The sequence below is a fragment of the Leptothrix mechoopdaensis (SeqCode) genome (assembly GCF_053893855.1).
This window is the reverse complement of the sequence record NZ_CM132699.1, coordinates 3586919-3604718: the sequence shown is the minus strand read 5'-3', so window position 1 is coordinate 3604718 and position 17800 is coordinate 3586919. Positions and strand designations below refer to the sequence as shown.

Sequence of the window (17800 nt, the reverse complement as noted above, 5' to 3'; positions counted from 1 at the left end):
CCCCGACCCCGAGTCAGGACCTCCAAGAAACGGATCCCACCAAGATGTCGAGCTGGATGCGGCTGCTGCTGGTCACCCCTGACCCGCAGGTCGTTCAAACCCTGGGCGCCGCCCTGCAGGCGCTCTATCTGCTGGAGACCGCGCCCGGCGCGGCGGCCGGCCTGGCGGCCCTGCACAAGGGCCGCCATGACGCGCTGCTGCTGGGCCTGGACGACCGCGACGAGGCGCTGGCGCTGCTGCAGCGCGTGCGTGCCGAGCCGGCCTGGCGCCACCTGCCCGTGGTCGTGCTGTGCGGCGAGCCCGACGAGGTCTTCGAGGACCGCGCGCTGCAGCTGGGCGCGACCGACTTCCTGACGCGGCCGCTGCGGGCCAGCGTGGTGCGCGCGCGCATCGCCAACGTGCTGCACCTGCGCGAACCGCAGGAGCAGCAGCGCCAGAGCGACGCACGCTGGATCCGCGCCGTCGAGGGCGCCGAGCAGGGCGTCTGGGACTGGGACCTGGGCAGCGGCCTGGTGACGCTGTCGCCGCAATGCCGTCTGCTGGCCGGCCTGCCGGCCGAGGCTGGCGCGGCGGTGCCTTTCGCCGACTGGCGCGAGCGCATCCACCCGGACGACGCCAGCGCCGCCCAGCGCCGCCTGGAACGGCACCGGCGCGGCATTGCCAGCGGTTACGAAAGCGAGCATCGCTTGCGTTGCGGTGACGGCAGCGAGGTCTGGGTCCACGAGGTCGGCCGGGTCGTGGCACACGACGCCAATGGCGAGCCGCTGCGCATGATCGGCACGCTGACCGACATCTCGCGCCGCAAGGACGCCGAGGCGCAGGCCCAGAGCCTGACCTTCTACGACCCGGTCACCGACCTGCCCAACCGCCGCAAGCTGGTCGAGCTGCTGAGCCAGAGCCTGGAAGGCGACCTGCTGGGCCGCAGCGGCGCGACGCTGTACCTGATCGACCTGGACCACTTCAAGCTGATCAACGATGCCCACGGCCACGACACCGGCGACCAGCTGCTGCGCGAGGTGGCCGAGCGGCTGCGCGCGTCGGTGGCGCGTGGCGACATCGTCGCGCGCATGGGCGGCGACGAGTTCGCGGTGCTGCTGCTGCACGAGAAGCGCTCGATCGAGCTGGCGCAGTCGGTCGGCCAGAGCGTCGGCGAGCGGCTGCTGCGCGTGCTGGCGCAGCCCTACCGGATCGACGGCCGCCAGCACCACTGCCTGGCCAGCATCGGCGTGGTGGCGGTCGATGCCGACCAGGCCCAGCAGGCCGAGCAGTTGCTGAAGTGGGCCGACATCGCGCTGTACGCGGCCAAGCACGCCGGCCGGGGCTGTCTGCGCAGCTTCGATCCGGCCATGCAGGCGGCCGTCGAGGCCCGTTCGCGGCTGGAGGCCGAACTGCGCGTGGCGCTGTCGGAATGGCAGTTCCGGCTGGTCTACCAGCTGCAGGTCGGCGAGGGCGAACACGCGCTCGGCGCCGAGGCGCTGGTGCGCTGGCAGCACCCGCGACGCGGCCTGATCGGCCCGAACGAGTTCATCGCGCTGGCCGAGGAAACCGGCCTGATCGTGCCGATGGGCCGAGCCCTGCTGGAGCGGGTCTGCCGCCAGCTGGTGAGCTGGTCCGAGGACCCGCAGATGCGCGACATCACGGTCAGCTTCAACATCAGCGCCCGCGAGATGGGCGAGCCCGATTTCGTCGAGGCCGTGATCGAGATCCTGCAGCGCACCGGCGTGCCGACGTCGCGCCTGAAGCTGGAGCTGACCGAGAGCGCGCTGCTCGGCGACGTCGACGACATCGCCGCACGCATGCACCGGCTGCGCCAGCACGGCGTGGGCTTCTCGCTTGACGATTTCGGCACCGGCTTCTCGTCGCTGGCCTACCTCAAGCGCCTGCCCTTCGACCAGCTCAAGATCGACCGCAGCTTCGTGCGCGACATCCTCGACGACAACGTCGACGCCCACCTGTCCCGCGCGATCGTCGCCCTGGCCGCCAGCCTCGGCCTGAGCGTCGTCGCCGAGGGCGTCGAACTCGCCGCCCAGGGCGAGATGCTGCGCACCTTCGGCTGCAGCCGCTTCCAGGGCTTCCTGTTCGGCGAACCCATGTCGGCCGAGGACTTCACCGAAGCCCTGCACACGGCGGCGGCCCGCAACACGGTGCCAGGGGTGCTGGCGGATTGAGTCAGCCCGTCGGACACCGGAGGTGTCCGACCTACCGGACGGCGATTGATGAAGGGTTGAGGCGCGGCAAGACGACGCCATCGGACAGCATTCGAACCAGATTTGATGCGCATTGAAACGCCGCCCATCGGCCGGCGCACCTTCGGTAGGTCGGACACGGCACGTGTCCGACGGGCTCGCGCCGATAGGCCACCGATGCACGACCTTGTCGAACGCACCCGTCGCATCGCCCGGTCGGTTCGCTGATGCAACCCCACGCATCACGCGGCACGAGCCCGTCGGACACCGGAGGTGTCCGACCTACCACGGATTTCGATACAGGGTGGATGCGCGGTGGGATTTCGCCACCGGACAGCATTCGATCCACGTGTGATACGCAATGAAACGTCGCCATCGGCCGACGCACATTCGGTAGGTCGGACACGGGACGTGTCCGACGGGCTGGTGCCAATGGGCCACCGCCCCACAACCTCGTTGAACGCACCCGTCGCATCGCCCGGTCGGTTCGCTGATGCAACCCCACGCATCACGCGCCACGAGCCCGTCGGACACCGGAGGTGTCCGACCTACCGGGGGATGCTTTCCGTCGGGATGGACGTCGTGGCCAACCTCGCTTGCGCCACCTGCAGCAACTGCGCCACCACCGCGATGGCGAGGATTTCGGGTTCCTTGCCGGGGATGCCGGGCAGGCCGATCGGGCAGGTCAGGCGGGACAGGGTTGCGGCGCTGATGCCGCGGGCCTCGTGGCGGTGCAGGAAGCGGGCGCGCTTGGTCTGGCTGCCGATCAGGCCGCACCAGGCGAAGTCGCCGCGCCGCAGGATGGCCTCGGTGATGCGCAGGTCGAGGTCGTGGCTGTGCGTCAGCACGAGGAAGAACGCGCCCGGCGGGGCGCTGGCGACCTCGGCTTCGGGGCTGTCGCTGCACAGGCGTTCGATGTGGGCGGTCTCGTGCGCGGCCAGCGGCGGGAACTCGCTCTCGCGCGTGTCGACCCATTGCACCGACACGTGGAGATCGGCCAGCAGCCGCACGATGGCGCGGCCGACGTGGCCGGCGCCGTGCAGTTGCAGGTGCAGCAGCGGCGGCCTGAGGTGCCAGCCCGCCAGCGCGGTGCTGTCGAGCGGGCGCAGCGTCAGCGTGACGTGGCCGCCGCAGCACTGGCCGAGCGACGGGCCCAGGGCGATGGGCCAGATGCGGGGTGCGGCGGCCAGCGCGGCGAGCGCATCCGGGCCTTGCGCCAGCAGCGCACGGGCCGCGTCGATCGCCTGCAGCTCCAGGTGACCGCCGCCGATCGTGCCCAGCACCTGCGTGGCCGAGACCAGCATGTGCGTGCCGGTCTCGCGTGGCACCGAGCCGCGATGGGCGCTGATGCAGACGTCGATGGCGACGCGCCCGGCCGCCAGCCACTGCTGCGCGGTGGCGTGCAGCACCAGCTCGGGCGGCGTGGCGTGGGCCGTGTTCATGGGCCGATGGCCTGCAGTGCCGCCCGGACCGCGTCGACCGCATCGAGGATCGCCTCGCCGGTCGCCGGTGCGCGCAGCGGCGGTTGCACGCGGTGATCGCCGACCGACGAGACCGCATCGCGGATGGCCAGGAAGACGCTGAAGGGCAGCAGCAGCGGCGGCTCGCCGACGGCCTTGCTGCGGTGGATGCTGTCGGCCACGTTGCGGTTCTCGAACAGGGTCGTGTGCAGCGCGGCCGGCACGTCGTTGGCGGTCGGGATCTTGTAGGTGCTGGGCGCGTGGGTCATCAGCCGGCCGGCGTTGGGCGAGCCGTTCATCGGCTGCCACCAGAGTTCCTCGGTGGTCAGCCAGCCCATGCCCTGCACGAAGGCGCCCTCGACCTGGCCGATGTCCAGCGCAGGGTTCAGCGACGCGCCGACGTCGTGCAGCAGGTCCGCGCGCAGCAGCTTCCAGTCGCCGGTCAGCGTGTCGACGATGACCTCGCTGAGCGCGGCCCCGTAGGCGAAGTAGAAGAACGGCTTGCCCTTGAGCCGCGTGCGGTCCCAGTGCAGGCCGGGCGTGGCGTAGAAGCCGTCGCTCCAGAGCTGGACGCGGGCCATGTAGGCCTGCCCGATCAGCTCGCTCCAGCCGATGGCGTGGCCAGCCGGATGCGCGACGACATCGTTGCCGAAGGTGATGCCGGCGGCGTCGACCTGCCAGCGCGCGGCGATGAACTCGGCCAGCCGGGCGCGGATCTGGCGGGCCGCGTCCTGCGCGGCCTTGCCGTTCAGGTCGCTGCCGGTGGAGGCCGCCGTGGCGGAGGTGTTGGCAATCTTCTGCGTGTCGGTCGCCGTCACACGGACCTGCTCGAAGCCGACGCCCAGCTCGTGTGCGACGACCATCGCGACCTTGGTGTTGAGGCCCTGGCCCATCTCGGTGCCGCCGTGGTTCACCAGGATCGAGCCGTCGGTGTAGATGTGCACCAGCGCGCCGGCCTGGTTGAAGTGGGCGACGTTGAAGCTGATGCCGAACTTGATCGGCGTGAGCGCCAGGCCCTTCTTCAGGATCGGGCTGTCGGCGTTGAAGGCGGCGATGGCGGCGCGACGCCCGTCGTGATCGGCCTTCTCGGCCAGCTGGCGCACCAGCGGCTCGATCACGTTGTCCTCGACCACCTGCTCGTAGGGCGTGACGTTGTGCATGTCGGTGCCGTAGAAGTTGGCCTGCCGCACGGCCAGCGCATCGCGCCCGAGCTGGCGCGCGATCTCGTCGAGGATGACCTCGATGGCCAGCGCGCCCTGCGGTCCGCCGAAGCCGCGGAAGGCGGTGTTGCTCTGCGTGTTGGTGCGGGCGCAGTAGCCGCGCATGCGCACCGCCGGCAGCCAGTAGGCATTGTCGAAATGGCACAGCGCGCGGGTCATCACCGGCGGCGACAGGTCGGCGGAATGGCCGGCGTTGGAGATCATGTCCACGCGCACGCCGAGCACGCGGCCGGCGTCGTCGAAGCCGACCTCGTAGTCGAACTCGAAGCCGTGGCGGCGGCCGGTGATGGCGAAGTCGTCGTCGCGATCGGGCCGGAGCTTGACCGGCCGACCGAGCCGGCTGGCCGCCAGCGCGGCGCAGCAGGCGAACAGCGCGGACTGCGATTCCTTGCCGCCGAAGCCGCCGCCCATGCGCCGGCACTGCACCTGCACGCGGTGCGAGGACAGGCTCAGCGCGTGAGCCACCATGTGCTGCATCTCGCTGGGGTGTTGCGTGGAGCAGTGCACCAGCAGGCCGCCGTCCTCCTGCGGGATGGCGTAGGAGATCTGGCCTTCCAGGTAGAACTGTTCCTGTCCGCCCAGGCTGAAGCTGCCGGCCAGGCGATGCGGCGCGGCGTCCAGTGCGGCGTCGGCGTCGCCACGGTCCAGCACCATCGGCGGGACCACGTACTGGCCCAGCGCATGGGCCTCGCGGGCGGTCAGCACGGCGGGCAGGGGCTCGGCGCGGATCACCTGCCGGGCCTTGGCGGCGGCGCGGCGAGCCAGCTCACGCGTGCGTGCCACCACCAGGAAGACCGGCTGGCCGACATGGCGCAGCGTGCCGTCGCACAGGATGGGGTCGTCATGCACGATCGGCCCGCACTGGTTCGGGCCGGGGAAGTCGCTGGCGGTGTAGACCGCGACAACGCCGGGCTGGGCGCGGATCACGTCCAGGTCAAGGCCCGTCAGCGTGCCGTGCGCGATCGGCGACAGGCCGAGCGCTGCGTGCAGCGTGCCGGCCATTTCGGGGATGTCGTCGATGTAGGGCGCGCTGCCCTGCACGTGCAGATGGGCCGATTCATGCGCGCGGGCCACGCCGACGCGGCGCGGGTCCCGGGCGGTGGTGACGGCGGCGAGCGAGGTCGGGGCGTTCATGCGGCCTCCGGGGTGTCGAGGGTCTTGCCGGCCAGGCGCAGACGGGTCCGCGACGGATCGAGCGGGTCGTCCGGTCGGGTCTCCAGCCACAGCCGGTGCAGCAGGTTGGCGGCGATGCGCTGGCGGTAGCCGGCACTCGCGCGCAGGTCCGTCAGCGGCTGGAACTCGGCCGCCAGCGCGGCCTGTGCGGCCGCCAGCGTCGCGGCGTTCCAGGGCTGGCCGAGCATCGCGGCCTCGGCCTGTGCGGCGCGCTTCGGCGTCGCGGCCAGGCCGCCCCAGGCCAGCCGGACATGCGCGACGACGCCGGCCGCATCGAGCCGCAAGGCGAAGGCGCCGTAGACGGTGGAGATGTCGCTGTCGATGCGCTTGGAGACCTTCCAGCCGCGCAGCGCCGTGCCGGGCGCGGGCAGCGGCACGTCCATCGCGACCAGCAGCTCGCCGGCTTGCAGCGCGTTGACGCCGTAGCGCAGGTAGAACTGGTCGATCGGCAGGGCACGGCTGACGTCGCCGAGGCGCAGCTGCAGCGTGGCGTCGAGCGCCAGCAGCGTCGGCGGGCCGTCGCCGATCGGCGAGCCGTTGGCGATGTTGCCGCCGAGCGTGCCGGCATGGCGCACCGGCGGGGACGCGAAGCGCTTCCAGGCGTCGACCAGCTCACCGTCCAGCGTGGCCAGCGCGGCCCAGGCGTCCTCCAGGTTGACGGCCGCGCCGATGCGCAAGAGGCCGTCGTGGCGGTCGATGCGCTTGAGCTCGGCGACCTCGCCCAGGTAGATCAGCGTGCCCAGGTCTCGGAACTGCTTGTTGACCCACAGGCCGATGTCGGTGGCACCGGCCAGCAGGCGGGCATCCGGCTCGGCGGCCTTCAGCGCGGCGGCGGCGTCCAGGCTGCGCGGGGCGTGGAAATGCTCGATGCGATCGGGCCGGGCGGGATGCGCGGCGGCGTGGTGCAGCGGCGGGTCCTGTGCCAGCGTGCGCAGCTGTGTGGCCAGTGCGGCGGCGTCGATCCGCGCGCTGCCGGGCCGGCCGAGTTGCCCGGCCGCATCGAGGATCGGCCGGTAGCCGGTGCAGCGGCACAGGTTGCCGGCCAGGTCATCGGCCAGCGTCGCGCGGTCGGCCGGGCCGCCGGCGGCGCACTGGCGTTCGTGGACCGCCGCCATCGTCATCACGAAGCCGGGGGTGCAGAAGCCGCATTGCGAGCCGTGGCAGTCGACCAGCGCCTGCTGGGCCGGGTGCAGCGTGCCGGGCGGCAGGCCGCAGGCGCGTGGCAGGTCCTCGACCGGGATGACGGCCTTGCCGTCCAGCGTGGGCAGGAAGGCCAGGCAGGCGTTGACGTTGCGCAGCCGCAGGGTGTCGTCGCCCGAGCCGATCAGCGTGGCGCCGGGCGTGGCGCGGTCCTGCTCGCTGGCGAGTTCCGCGACCAGCACGGTGCAGGCGCCGCAGTCGCCTTCGTTGCAGCCTTCCTTGGTGCCGCAGCCGCGGGCGTCCTCGCGCAGCCAGTCGAGCAGGCTGCGGGTCGTCGGCACGGCGCCGGGCTGGGTGATCTCGCCGCGGTGGATGAAGCGGATGGGCCGGGGCATGGTCATCGTGGTCATCTTGGTCGTCGTGGGTGCGTCTGCAACGGGTGGAACGGGATCGGGAGTTACCCGCAAGATACTCCGTTCGTCTGTGAGCGGTATACGTCGGGAATGATGGTTGCTATGCTCGAAGCCGTATGAACAGCCGTGTCGACTTTGACAAGATCGAGCTTCATCTCGTCAGGGTCCTCCATACCGTGATCACCGAACGCAGCGTCTCGCGAGCCGCGATGCGCCTGGCCTCCACCCAGCCCGCCGTGAGCGCCCAGCTCAAGCGGCTGCGCGCCCTCACCGGTGACGCCTTGCTGGTGCGTGCGGGCACCGGCATGGTGCCCACCGAGGTCGCGTTGCAGCTGATGGCACCGGCCGAGGCGCTGCTGCGCAGTGCCGAGCAGCTGTTCGGCGGCAAGTTCGGCGACCGCGCGTTCCGGGCCTTCTCGCCGCAGTCGCAGGCGGTCGAGTTCCGCATCGCGGCGAGCGACTACCTCGACCCGAGTTTCTTGCCCGCGCTGGTGGCGCGCGTCAAGCAGCAGGCGCCGCTGGCCCACCTGACCATCCACCCGCTGTCGGCCGACTACGACTACCGCGCCCGGCTGGCGCGCGGCGAGGTCGACCTGGTGATCGGCAACTGGCTTGAACCGCCCGGCGAGCTGCACCTGGGGCGGCTGTTCGCCGACGAGGTCGTCTGCCTCGTCGCGCAGGACCACCCGGCCGTGCGCAACCCGCGCAGCTGGACGCTCGAGCGCTACCTCGACGCCGAACACATCGCGCCGACGGCCCTGCATGCCGGCGCGGTCGGCGTGATCGACGAACACCTGCAGCGGCTGGGCAAGCAGCGCCGCATCGTCGTGCGCAGCCCGCACTTCGCGCTGATGCCGCTGATGCTGGCGCAGACCCAGCTGGTGCTGACGACCGGCCGGCTGTTCTGCCAGCGCTACCTCGACAGCCTGCCGCTGCGCATCGTGCGCTGTCCCGTCAACTTCCCGAGCATGACCTACTACCAGCTGTGGCACGACGTCAGCCACAACGCCGCTTCCCTGCGCTGGCTGCGCGAGACCGTGCGCGACGTGGCCCGCACGCTGGGCAGCGCCCGCACGACCCACGCGCCCGGCGTGACCAACGTGTCGAACGTTTCGAACGTGTCCAACGGGAAGCCGTCATGACCGCGCCGCGCCGCATCGCGCTGCAGGGCGACCTGCTCGACTTCACCGCCGATCCGGGCTGGTCGGCGCCGCAGGACGGCCATCCCGGCGTGCGCCATCGGCCCGGCCACTGGCTGCTGATCGAGGACGGCCGCATCGTCACGGTGCAGGCCGAGGCCCCGGGACCGGACTGGCAGCGCGAGGTCCGCACCGGCCAGCTGATCCTGCCCGGCTTCATCGACACCCACGTGCACAGCCCGCAGCTGGACGTGATCACCAGCTACGGCACCGAGCTGCTGGACTGGCTGGAGACCTACACCTTTCCGGCCGAGCGGCGTTATGCCGATCCGGCCGTCGCGCGGGCCGGCGCGGCGGGTTTCCTGGACGCGCTGCTGGCGCACGGCACGACCACGGCAGTGGTGTTCCCCACCGTCCACAAGGTCTCGGCCGATGCGCTGCTGGCGGCGGCGCACGAGCGCGGCATGCGGCTGATCGCCGGCAAGGTGCTGATGGACCGCCACGCGCCCGACGGCCTGCGCGACGACGTTGTCGGCGCCGAGGCCGACAGCCGCGAGCTGATCGCCCGCTGGCATGGCACCGGTCGCCTGTCGTATGCGCTGACGGTGCGTTTCGCGCCGACCAGCACGCCCGCGCAGCTGGCGATGGCCGGCCGCCTGCTGGCCGAGATCCCGGGCCTGTACATGCAGACCCATGTGGCCGAGAACCGCGCCGAGGTGGCCTGGGTCGCCGAGCTGTTCCCCGAGGCGCGCAGCTACCTGGACGTCTACCACCGCGCCGGCCTGCTCAACGAGCGTGCGGTGCTGGCCCACGGCATCTGGCTCGACGACACCGACCGTGCCTTGCTGGCCGACACCGGCGCGCAGATCGCGCACAGCCCGAGCAGCAACCTGTTCCTGGGCAGCGGCCTGTTCGGCTGGCAGGCGCTGGAGGCGGCCGGCGCGCGCGTCAGCATCGCCAGCGACGTGGGCGGTGGCACCAGCCTGTCGATCCAGCGCACGCTGTCCGATGCCTACAAGATGCAGGCGATGCAGGGCGTGCGGCTGTCGGCCTACAAGGCCCTGCATGCGGCCACGCGCGGCGGCGCCGAGGCGCTCGGGCTGGCCCATGAGATCGGCTCGTTCGAGCCCGGCTGCACGGCCGACCTGTGCGTCTGGGACTGGGCCGCCGGCCCGGTCGCGACGCACCGCGACGCGCTGGCGCGCAGCTTGCACGAGCGCCTGTTCGCCTGGCTGATGCTGAGCGACGAGCGCAACCTGCGCGAGACCTGGATTGCCGGCCGTGCCCGGCCGACCGCCTGACCTGGAGCCCACCGATGAGCCCTGTTCCTCGCCTGCAACTCAGCGGCATCACCAAGCAGTACCCGGCGGTGCGCGCCAACGACGACGTCAGCCTGACGGTGATGCCCGGCCAGATCCATGCCGTGCTGGGCGAGAACGGCGCCGGCAAGTCGACCATGATGAAGATGATCTACGGCGCGGTGCAGCCCGATGCCGGCGAGATCCGCTGGAACGGCCAGACCGTTCGCATCGCCAGCCCGGCGCAGGCGCGCACGCTGGGCATCAGCATGGTCTACCAGCACTTCTCGCTGTTCGACACGCTGACGGCGGCCGAGAACGTCTGGCTGGGCCTGGACAAGTCGATGAGCCTGGCCGATGTCACCGCCCGCATCCGCGAGGTTGCCGGGGTCTACGGCCTGGACGTCGACCCGCTGCGGCCGGTCCACACGCTCAGCGTCGGCGAGCGCCAGCGGGTCGAGATCGTGCGGGCGCTGCTGACGCGGCCGCAGCTGCTGATCCTCGACGAGCCGACCTCGGTGCTGACGCCGCAGGCGGTCGACAAGCTGTTCGTGACGCTGCGCCAGCTGGCCGACGAGGGCTGCGCGATCCTCTACATCAGCCACAAGCTCGACGAGATCCGCGCGCTGTGCCACCACTGCACGGTGCTGCGCGGCGGCAAGGTCACCGGCGAGGTCGACCCGACGCAGGAGACCAACGCGTCGCTGTCGCGCCTGATGATCGGCGCCGAGCCGCCGGCGCTGCAGCACCGGCCGAGCCGGCCGGGCGAGGTCGCGCTGGCGGTCAAGGGCCTGAACCTGGCCAAGCAGGATCCGTTCGGCATGAACCTGGCCGACATCGCGCTGGACGTGCGCTGCGGCGAGATCGTCGGCATCGCCGGGGTGTCGGGCAACGGCCAGCAGGAACTGATGGCCGCGCTGTCCGGCGAGGACCCGCGCGCCGCGCCCGGCAGCCTGGCGCTGTTCGGCCACGACGTCTCGCGCGCGTCGCCGCGCCGGCGTCGCAAGCTGGGACTGCATTTCGTGCCCGAGGAACGGCTGGGTCGCGGCGCCGTGCCGACGCTCTCGCTCGCGCACAACGTGCTGCTGACGCGCACCGAAGGCGTCGGCGCCGGTGGCTGGCTGAAGATGGCCGCGATCCGCGCGCAGGCCGCCGGCCTGATCGAGCGCTTCAAGGTCAAGGCCGGCGGGCCGGACGCGGCGGCCAAGTCGCTGTCGGGCGGCAACCTGCAGAAGTTCATCGTCGGCCGGGAGATCGACGCCCAGCCGAAGCTGCTGATCATCAGCCAGCCGACCTGGGGCGTGGACGTCGGCGCGGCCGCGCAGATCCGCGGCGAGCTGCTGGCGTTGCGTGACGCGGGCGGCGCGGTGCTGGTGGTCAGCGAGGAGCTTGACGAGCTGTTCGAGATCTGCGACCGCATGGTCGTCATCGCGCAGGGCCGCGTCTCGCCGTCGATCCCGACGGCGCAGGCGACCATCGAACGCATCGGCGAATGGATGTCGGGCCTGTGGGACGCGAAGGACGCCGCCGCCGTCCCCGGCCACGCCTGAGCCGGCCACGGCCGCGCACGAGAGAGAACCAAGGAACCGACATGTTCAAGCTCGAACCCAGGGCCCAGCCCTCGCAGTGGATGTCGCTGGCCTCGCCGCTGCTGGCGCTGGTCATCACCGTGCTGATCGGCATCACGCTGTTCGTGATGCTGGGCAAGGACCCGGTGAAGGGCCTGCAGGTGTTCTTCCACGAGCCGATCAAGAACGCCTACGCGCTGTCGGAACTGAGTGTGAAGGCGGTGCCGCTGGTGCTGATCGCGCTGGGTCTGGCGGTGTGCTTCCGCTCGAACCTGTGGAACATCGGCGCCGAGGGCCAGTACATCTTCGGCGCGCTGGCCGGTGGCTGGGTCGCGCTGCAGGTCGGACCCGATTCGGGCTGGGCCTGGATGGGGCGCGGCATCGTCGTCGTGGTCCTGCTGGCCGGCGTGCTCGGCGGCATGGTCTGGGCCGGCGTGGTGGCGCTGCTGCGCGACCGCTTCAACGCCAGCGAGATCCTGGTCAGCCTGATGCTGGTCTACGTCGCCGAGATGGTGCTGAGCTACCTCGTCTACGGCCCCTGGAAGGATCCGCAGGGCTACAACTTCCCGCAGACCGTCACCTTCGACGCGATCACCCGCATCCCCAAGCTGTTCACCGGGCTGCGCGCCAACATCGGCGTGCTGGTCGCGCTGGCGCTGGTGGTGGCCTTCACGGTGTTCCTGTTCCGCACCTACCGCGGCTATGCGCTGCAGGTCGGCGGGCTGGCGCCGGCGGCGTCGCGTTATGCCGGCTTCTCGTCACGCGCGGCGCTGTGGACGGCGCTGCTGGTGTCGGGCGGCATGGCCGGCCTGGCCGGTGCGCTGGAGGCGGCCGGACCGCTCGGCCAGCTGACGCCGTACGTGCCGGCCGGCTACGGCTTCGCGGCCATCATCGTGGCCTTCGTCGGCCGGCTGCATCCGGTGGGCATCGTGTTCTCGGCCGTGCTGATGAGCATGTTCTACATCGGCGGCGAGCTGGCGCAGTCGCGCATGGGTCTGCCCAAGTCCATCACGGGCGTGTTCCAGGGCCTGCTGCTGTTCTCGCTGCTGGCCTGCGACACGCTGATCGTCTACCGGCTGCGCTGGGTCGCGCGCAAGGCGCCGGCAGCCCCGGCCACGACCGCCAAGACGGCCACCAGCCAGGCTCGCACGGCCTGATGCCGGCGCCCCGACACCCTCATCGGAACCCCATGCCATGAACGAAATCGCCTTGCTGCTGGCCGCCACCCTGAGTGCCGGCACCGTGCTGGCCATCGCCGCGCTGGGCCTGCTGATCAACGAGCGGGCCGGCATCCTCAACCTCGGCGCCGAGGGGATGATGCTGGTCGCCGCGATCGCCGGATTCGCCACCTCGGTGCACACCGGCAACGACTGGCTCGCCTTTGGTGCCGGTGCGCTCGCCGGTGCCGCGATGGCCGCCATCTTCGGCGTGCTGGTGATCTGGCTGAACACCAACCAGTACGCCTCCGGCCTGGCGCTGAGCCTGTTCGGCGGCGGCTTCTCGGCCTTCCTGGGCATCAGCTACACGCAGGCCAAGCTGGCCGAGCGGCCGCGCTTCGAGGTGCCCGTGCTGGCCGACATCCCCTTCATCGGCCCGGCCTTCTTCAAGCATCACCCGATGGTCTACCTGACCGTGCTGTTCATGCTCGCGCTGGCCTGGTTCCTCTACCGCTCGCGTGCCGGACTGGTGCTGCGCGCGATCGGCGAATCGCCCGAATCGGCCCATGCGCTGGGCTATCCGGTGCGCCGCATCCGCTTCGCCGCCGTGCTGGCTGGCGGGGCGCTGTGCGGTGTCGCGGGGGCCTACCTGTCGGTCATCTACACGCCGCTGTGGGTCGAGGGCATGACGGCCGGCAAGGGCTGGATCGCGCTCGCGCTGACGACCTTCGCGACCTGGCGCCCGGCCCGGGTCTTGCTCGGGGCCTACCTGTTCGGCGGCGTCACGATGCTGCAGTTCCACCTCCAGGGCGAGGGCGTGCAGATTCCCAGCCAATGGCTGACCATGCTGCCCTACCTCGCCACGGTGGTCGTCCTGGTGCTGATCTCGCGCAATCCGACGTGGATACGCATCAACATGCCGGCCTCGATCGGCAAGCCCTTCTTCCCGGGCTCCTGAGCCCCCCCATAATTTCACCCCGCAGTCGACCGTCACTCTCACGACATCTGGAGAACGCATGACCAAGCTCTCGAAGCGAACGATCCTCAAGGCCACCAGCTGGGCCGCGCTGGCCGCCACCGCCGCGCTGGTGGGTTGCGGCAAGAAGGAAGAGGCGGCTCCGGCCGCGCCCGCCGCCGCACCGGCCTCGGCCGCCGCGGCACCCGCCAAGCCCGAACCGCTGAAGGTCGCCTTCGCCTACGTCGGCCCGGTCGGCGACGCCGGCTGGACCTTCGCCCACGACAACGCCCGCAAGGCCGTCGAGGCCGAGTTCGGCGACAAGATCGTCACCAGCTTCGTCGAGAACGTGCCCGAGTCGGCCGACGCCGAGCGCGTCATGCGCGACCTGGTCGGCCAGGGCAACAAGCTGATCTTCGGCACCACCTTCGGCTACATGGAGCCGATGCTGAAGGTCGCCGCCGACACGCCGGACGTCAAGTTCGAGCACGCCACCGGCTACAAGACCGCGCCGAACCTGCGCACCTACGACAGCCGCACCTACGAGGGTGCCTACCTTGCGGGCGTGATCGCCGGCGGCATGACCAAGTCCAACGTGCTGGGCGTGGTCGGCTCGATCCCCATCCCCGAGGTGATCCGCAACATCAACTCGTTCACCCTGGGCGCCCAGAGCGTCAACCCCAAGGTCAAGACCAAGGTGGTGTGGGTCAACAAGTGGTTCGATCCGCCGAAGGAAGGCGAAGGCGCGCAGAGCCTGATCTCGGGCGGCGCCGACGTGCTGTTCCAGAACACCGACTCCAGCGCGGTGCTGCAGAAGGCCGAGGAGAAGGGCAAGTTCGCCTTCGGCTGGGACTCCGACATGAGCAAGTACGCGGCCAACGCGCACCTGGCGTCGGCCATCATCAACTGGGCGCCGTACTACAAGAAGGCCGTCAAGGACGCGCTGGAAGGCTCCTGGCAGACGGGCGGCGTCTGGTGGGGCGTCAAGGAAGGCGCGATCGACATCGTCTCGATCAGCGACAAGGTTCCGGCCGACCTGAAGGCGAAGGTCGAGAAGGCCAAGGCCGGCCTGGCCGACGGCAGCTTCGCTGTCTGGAAGGGCCCGATCGTGGGTCAGGACGGCAAGGAAGTCCTGAAGAAGGACGAGGTCGCCGACGACAAGTTCATGGGCGGCATCAACTTCTACGTCAAGGGCGTCGAAGGCAAGGTCCCGACCGGCAAGTGATGCCGCACGCCTGACCCGGGGCTTCCCGGGTCACAGGCCAGGCCCGCGAGTGTGCGCATGCGCTATACTCGCGGGCTTTTCCGTTTCAGCTACGCGGAAAGACAGGAAGTCATCCGGCGTCAAGCCGGACAGGCTTTCGAAGCCCGACCTGAGAGGCCGCACCGACAAGCGGCACCGATGCGCCGGGATGCCAGTAGCACCTCAACCCGCAAATGAAAGATTTGCCATGAAGACCTTCAGCGCCAAGCCGGCCGAGGTCGTGCATGAGTGGTTTGTGATTGACGCGACCGACAAGGTCCTCGGACGGGTGGCCAGCGAAGTCGCCCTCCGCCTGCGCGGCAAACACAAGGCCATTTACACGCCTCACGTGGATACCGGTGATTTCATCGTCGTCGTCAACGCGGAAAAGCTCCGCGTGACCGGCACGAAGTCGCTCGACAAGAAGTACTACCGCCATTCGGGCTTCCCGGGCGGGATCTACGAGACCAACTTCCGTGACCTGCAGGCCAAGCACCCCGGCCGCGCGCTCCAGAAGGCGGTCAAGGGCATGCTGCCCAAGGGTCCGCTGGGCTACGCGATGATCAAGAAGCTGAAGGTCTATGCCGGTGGTGAGCACCCGCACGCCGCTCAGCAGCCCAAGACGCTGGACATCTAAGGAGCCGCGATGATCGGTGAATGGAACTACGGCACGGGCCGTCGCAAGTCGTCGGTGGCGCGTGTCTTCATCAAGAAGGGCACCGGCAAGATCACGGTCAATGGCAAGGCTGTCGAAGAGTATTTCGGCCGTCAGACCTCGATCATGATCTGCAAGCAGCCGCTGCTGCTGACCAACAACGCGGAAGCGTTCGACATCAAGGTCAACGTGCACGGCGGTGGCGAGTCGGGTCAGGCCGGTGCGGTGCGTCACGGTGTGACGCGCGCGCTGATCGACTACGACGCCGCGCTCAAGCCCGAGCTGAGCAACGCCGGCTTCGTGACGCGTGACGCGCGCGAAGTTGAGCGCAAGAAGGTCGGTCTGCACGGCGCTCGCCGCCGCAAGCAGTTCAGCAAGCGCTGATCGACAGCGCCAGCCGGCACCACCCTTTCAGGTGGTGTCCGCTGCGGACTGGAACAGGGTGCAACCCTGTTCACAAGACGAAGGGCCACCGTGGGTGGCCCTTCGTGTATGGTGCGGGCGCTGCCGAGCCCGGCCATGCATCTCTCCGGTTCCCCATTGCTCCTCTCCATGCGCTGGAAGCTACTCCGTCGTCGTCTGTCGGTCAGTGCGCCACGGGTCGCCGTGCGCAGCCGCCTGCCCTGGCCCCTGCGCTGGGCCGCGTTCGCCTTGATGCTGGGGTTCTGCGCAGCGCTCGGACTCTGGGCCTACGAGTTCGGCAAGGACATCGCGGGCATCGACCGTGGTGCCCAGGAAGAGCTGGTCCGGCTGCGTGACGAGATCTCCCGGCTGCGCGGCGAACATGACCGCGCCGTCTCGGTCGCCAACTCGGCCGACACGCTGCTGAAGACCGAGCGCGCGACACAGGACAGCCTCGCCGCCCGCGTGAAGTCACTCGAGGCCGAGAACCTTGCGCTGACCCGTGACCTGGCCTTCTTCGAGCGCCTGATGCCCTCGACCGGCGGCAACCGGGTGCTGAACCTGCGCGGCCTGCAGGTCGAGATCGAGGCGCCCGGGCGCCTGCGCTATCAGGGTCTGCTGATGCAGGCCAGCGGCCGCACGGCGGTGTTCCAGGGTCGCTACGAGCTGGCGCTCAGTGGCACGCTCGACGGCAAGGCCTGGTCGCACGTGCTGCGTGAGCCCACGCAGAGCGTGAATCTGAAGCAGTATCAGCGTCTGGAAGGTGCGGCCGACTACCCGTCAGCTGCCGTTGTGAAAATAGTGGAAATCAAGGTCTACGATGCGGCCGGCAAGGTTCAGACCTCCGACACCGCACGCCTCTGACGCGTCAGCGCGCGCTGCACGTCGTCCACTCGCTCATCCACTGTTCTCCAGGAAAAGTCCATGTTCGGTTCGAAAAAGCAGCCTGCGATCCGCAGCCTCGTCGGTGAAGGCACCGTCGTGCAGGGCCTTCTTCGCTTCAGCGGCGGCCTGCGCATCGACGGCGAAGTCCAGGGTGATGTGGTCGCCAGCGCCGATGACACCAGCATCCTCGTGATCAGCGAGAAAGCCAGGGTCGTGGGCACGGTCAAGGCCGGCCATGTCATCATCAACGGCACCGTGATCGGGCCGGTCGAGTCGACTCACCTGCTTGAGCTGCAGCCCAAGGCACGCATCGAAGGCGAAGTTCGTTACGAGTCGCTCGAGATGCACCAGGGCGCGTCGATCGATGGAGCGCTCCAGCGCATGAGCGGCGGGGTTCTCCCCGGCGCCGTCATCGACGACAAGCCTTCGCTGAAGCTGCTGGCCACCGGCAACGACACGAATTGATCCACCCAGCCGGGGCTCCTCGCAGCCTCGGGTTCCTTCGAGCAGAAATCAGGAGTCGCCCATGAGCGCCGTTGCGGAAAACGTCCAGACCGAGATGCCCGCGCCCATCATCTTCACCGACAGCGCCGCCGCCAAGGTGGCTGATCTGGTGGCCGAGGAAGGCAACCCGGACCTGAAGCTGCGCGTCTTCGTGCAGGGTGGTGGCTGCTCCGGCTTCCAGTACGGCTTCACGTTCGACGAGATCGTCAACGACGACGACACGCAGATGGCCAAGAACGGCGTCACGCTGCTGATCGATGCCATGAGCCTGCAGTATCTCGTCGGCGCCGAGATCGACTACAAGGAAGACCTCCAGGGCGCCCAGTTCGTCATCAAGAACCCGAACGCGACGACCACCTGCGGTTGCGGATCGAGCTTCTCGGTCTGACCGCCCGGTCACGC

The 17800-nt window shown here is 69.9% G+C and carries 15 protein-coding genes; 12 read left to right on the top strand and 3 right to left on the bottom strand.

Annotation, left to right across the window (positions count from 1 at the left end; translation table 11 throughout):
- The first annotated feature begins 44 nt into the window (after positions 1 to 44).
- On the top strand, positions 45 to 2168 hold the full coding sequence (locus tag ACWA7K_RS15565; protein ID WP_456162310.1) for a putative bifunctional diguanylate cyclase/phosphodiesterase: 2124 nt from the start codon (positions 45 to 47) through the stop codon (positions 2166 to 2168).
- 566 nt (positions 2169 to 2734) lie between these two features.
- On the opposite strand, the gene xdhC is transcribed toward ACWA7K_RS15565, so the two are convergent.
- The 3 genes from xdhC to xdhA are packed head-to-tail and all read right to left on the bottom strand — an operon-like array spanning position 2735 to position 7580.
- Positions 2735 to 3628, bottom strand: a complete 894-nt coding sequence (xdhC, locus tag ACWA7K_RS15560) for a xanthine dehydrogenase accessory protein XdhC (RefSeq protein WP_456162309.1) — start codon at positions 3626 to 3628, stop codon at positions 2735 to 2737.
- Positions 3625 to 6000, bottom strand: a complete 2376-nt coding sequence (gene xdhB, locus ACWA7K_RS15555; protein ID WP_456162308.1) for a xanthine dehydrogenase molybdopterin binding subunit — start codon at positions 5998 to 6000, stop codon at positions 3625 to 3627. Before xdhB ends, xdhC begins: the two co-directional genes overlap by 4 nt.
- Positions 5997 to 7580: a xanthine dehydrogenase small subunit gene (xdhA, locus tag ACWA7K_RS15550; protein WP_456162307.1), complete on the bottom strand. Its 1584-nt coding sequence runs from the start codon at positions 7578 to 7580 to the stop codon at positions 5997 to 5999. The genes xdhB and xdhA overlap by 4 nt, the downstream gene beginning before the upstream one ends.
- Positions 7581 to 7708: 128 nt before the next feature.
- On the opposite strand from xdhA, the gene ACWA7K_RS15545 reads away from it, so the two are divergent.
- From ACWA7K_RS15545 to erpA, 11 genes are all read left to right on the top strand, one after another.
- Positions 7709 to 8734 (top strand): LysR family transcriptional regulator, encoded by a 1026-nt coding sequence (locus ACWA7K_RS15545; protein ID WP_456162306.1) that lies wholly within the window; start codon positions 7709 to 7711, stop codon positions 8732 to 8734.
- Entirely contained in the window at positions 8731 to 10032 is a 1302-nt protein-coding gene (gene guaD / locus ACWA7K_RS15540; protein ID WP_456162305.1) for a guanine deaminase, read from the top strand. Before ACWA7K_RS15545 ends, guaD begins: the two co-directional genes overlap by 4 nt.
- A gap of 14 nt (positions 10033 to 10046) precedes the next feature.
- Entirely contained in the window at positions 10047 to 11579 is a 1533-nt protein-coding gene (locus ACWA7K_RS15535) for an ABC transporter ATP-binding protein (protein WP_456162304.1), read from the top strand.
- 41 nt (positions 11580 to 11620) lie between these two features.
- Positions 11621 to 12754 carry an ABC transporter permease gene (locus ACWA7K_RS15530; RefSeq protein WP_456162303.1) on the top strand — a complete coding sequence of 378 codons (1134 nt, stop codon included), beginning with the start codon at positions 11621 to 11623 and terminating at the stop codon, positions 12752 to 12754.
- A gap of 37 nt (positions 12755 to 12791) precedes the next feature.
- Positions 12792 to 13712, top strand: a complete 921-nt coding sequence (locus tag ACWA7K_RS15525) for an ABC transporter permease (RefSeq protein WP_456162302.1) — start codon at positions 12792 to 12794, stop codon at positions 13710 to 13712.
- 58 nt (positions 13713 to 13770) lie between these two features.
- Positions 13771 to 14934, top strand: a complete 1164-nt coding sequence (locus ACWA7K_RS15520) for a BMP family ABC transporter substrate-binding protein (RefSeq protein WP_456162301.1) — start codon at positions 13771 to 13773, stop codon at positions 14932 to 14934.
- Between the two features lie 226 nt (positions 14935 to 15160).
- A complete protein-coding gene (gene rplM / locus ACWA7K_RS15515) occupies positions 15161 to 15589 on the top strand; it encodes a 50S ribosomal protein L13 (RefSeq protein WP_456162300.1) in 429 nt (142 codons plus the stop codon).
- Positions 15590 to 15598: 9 nt separating this feature from the next.
- Positions 15599 to 15991: a 30S ribosomal protein S9 gene (rpsI, locus tag ACWA7K_RS15510; protein ID WP_456162299.1), complete on the top strand. Its 393-nt coding sequence runs from the start codon at positions 15599 to 15601 to the stop codon at positions 15989 to 15991.
- Positions 15992 to 16126: 135 nt separating this feature from the next.
- Positions 16127 to 16873, top strand: a complete 747-nt coding sequence (locus ACWA7K_RS15505) for a DUF6776 family protein (RefSeq protein ID WP_456210185.1) — start codon at positions 16127 to 16129, stop codon at positions 16871 to 16873.
- Between the two features lie 60 nt (positions 16874 to 16933).
- Positions 16934 to 17359, top strand: a complete 426-nt coding sequence (locus tag ACWA7K_RS15500) for a bactofilin family protein (RefSeq protein ID WP_456162297.1) — start codon at positions 16934 to 16936, stop codon at positions 17357 to 17359.
- A gap of 61 nt (positions 17360 to 17420) precedes the next feature.
- Positions 17421 to 17786, top strand: coding sequence for an iron-sulfur cluster insertion protein ErpA (gene erpA / locus ACWA7K_RS15495; protein ID WP_456162296.1), 366 nt, complete (start codon positions 17421 to 17423; stop codon positions 17784 to 17786).
- The last annotated feature ends 14 nt before the right edge of the window (positions 17787 to 17800 follow it).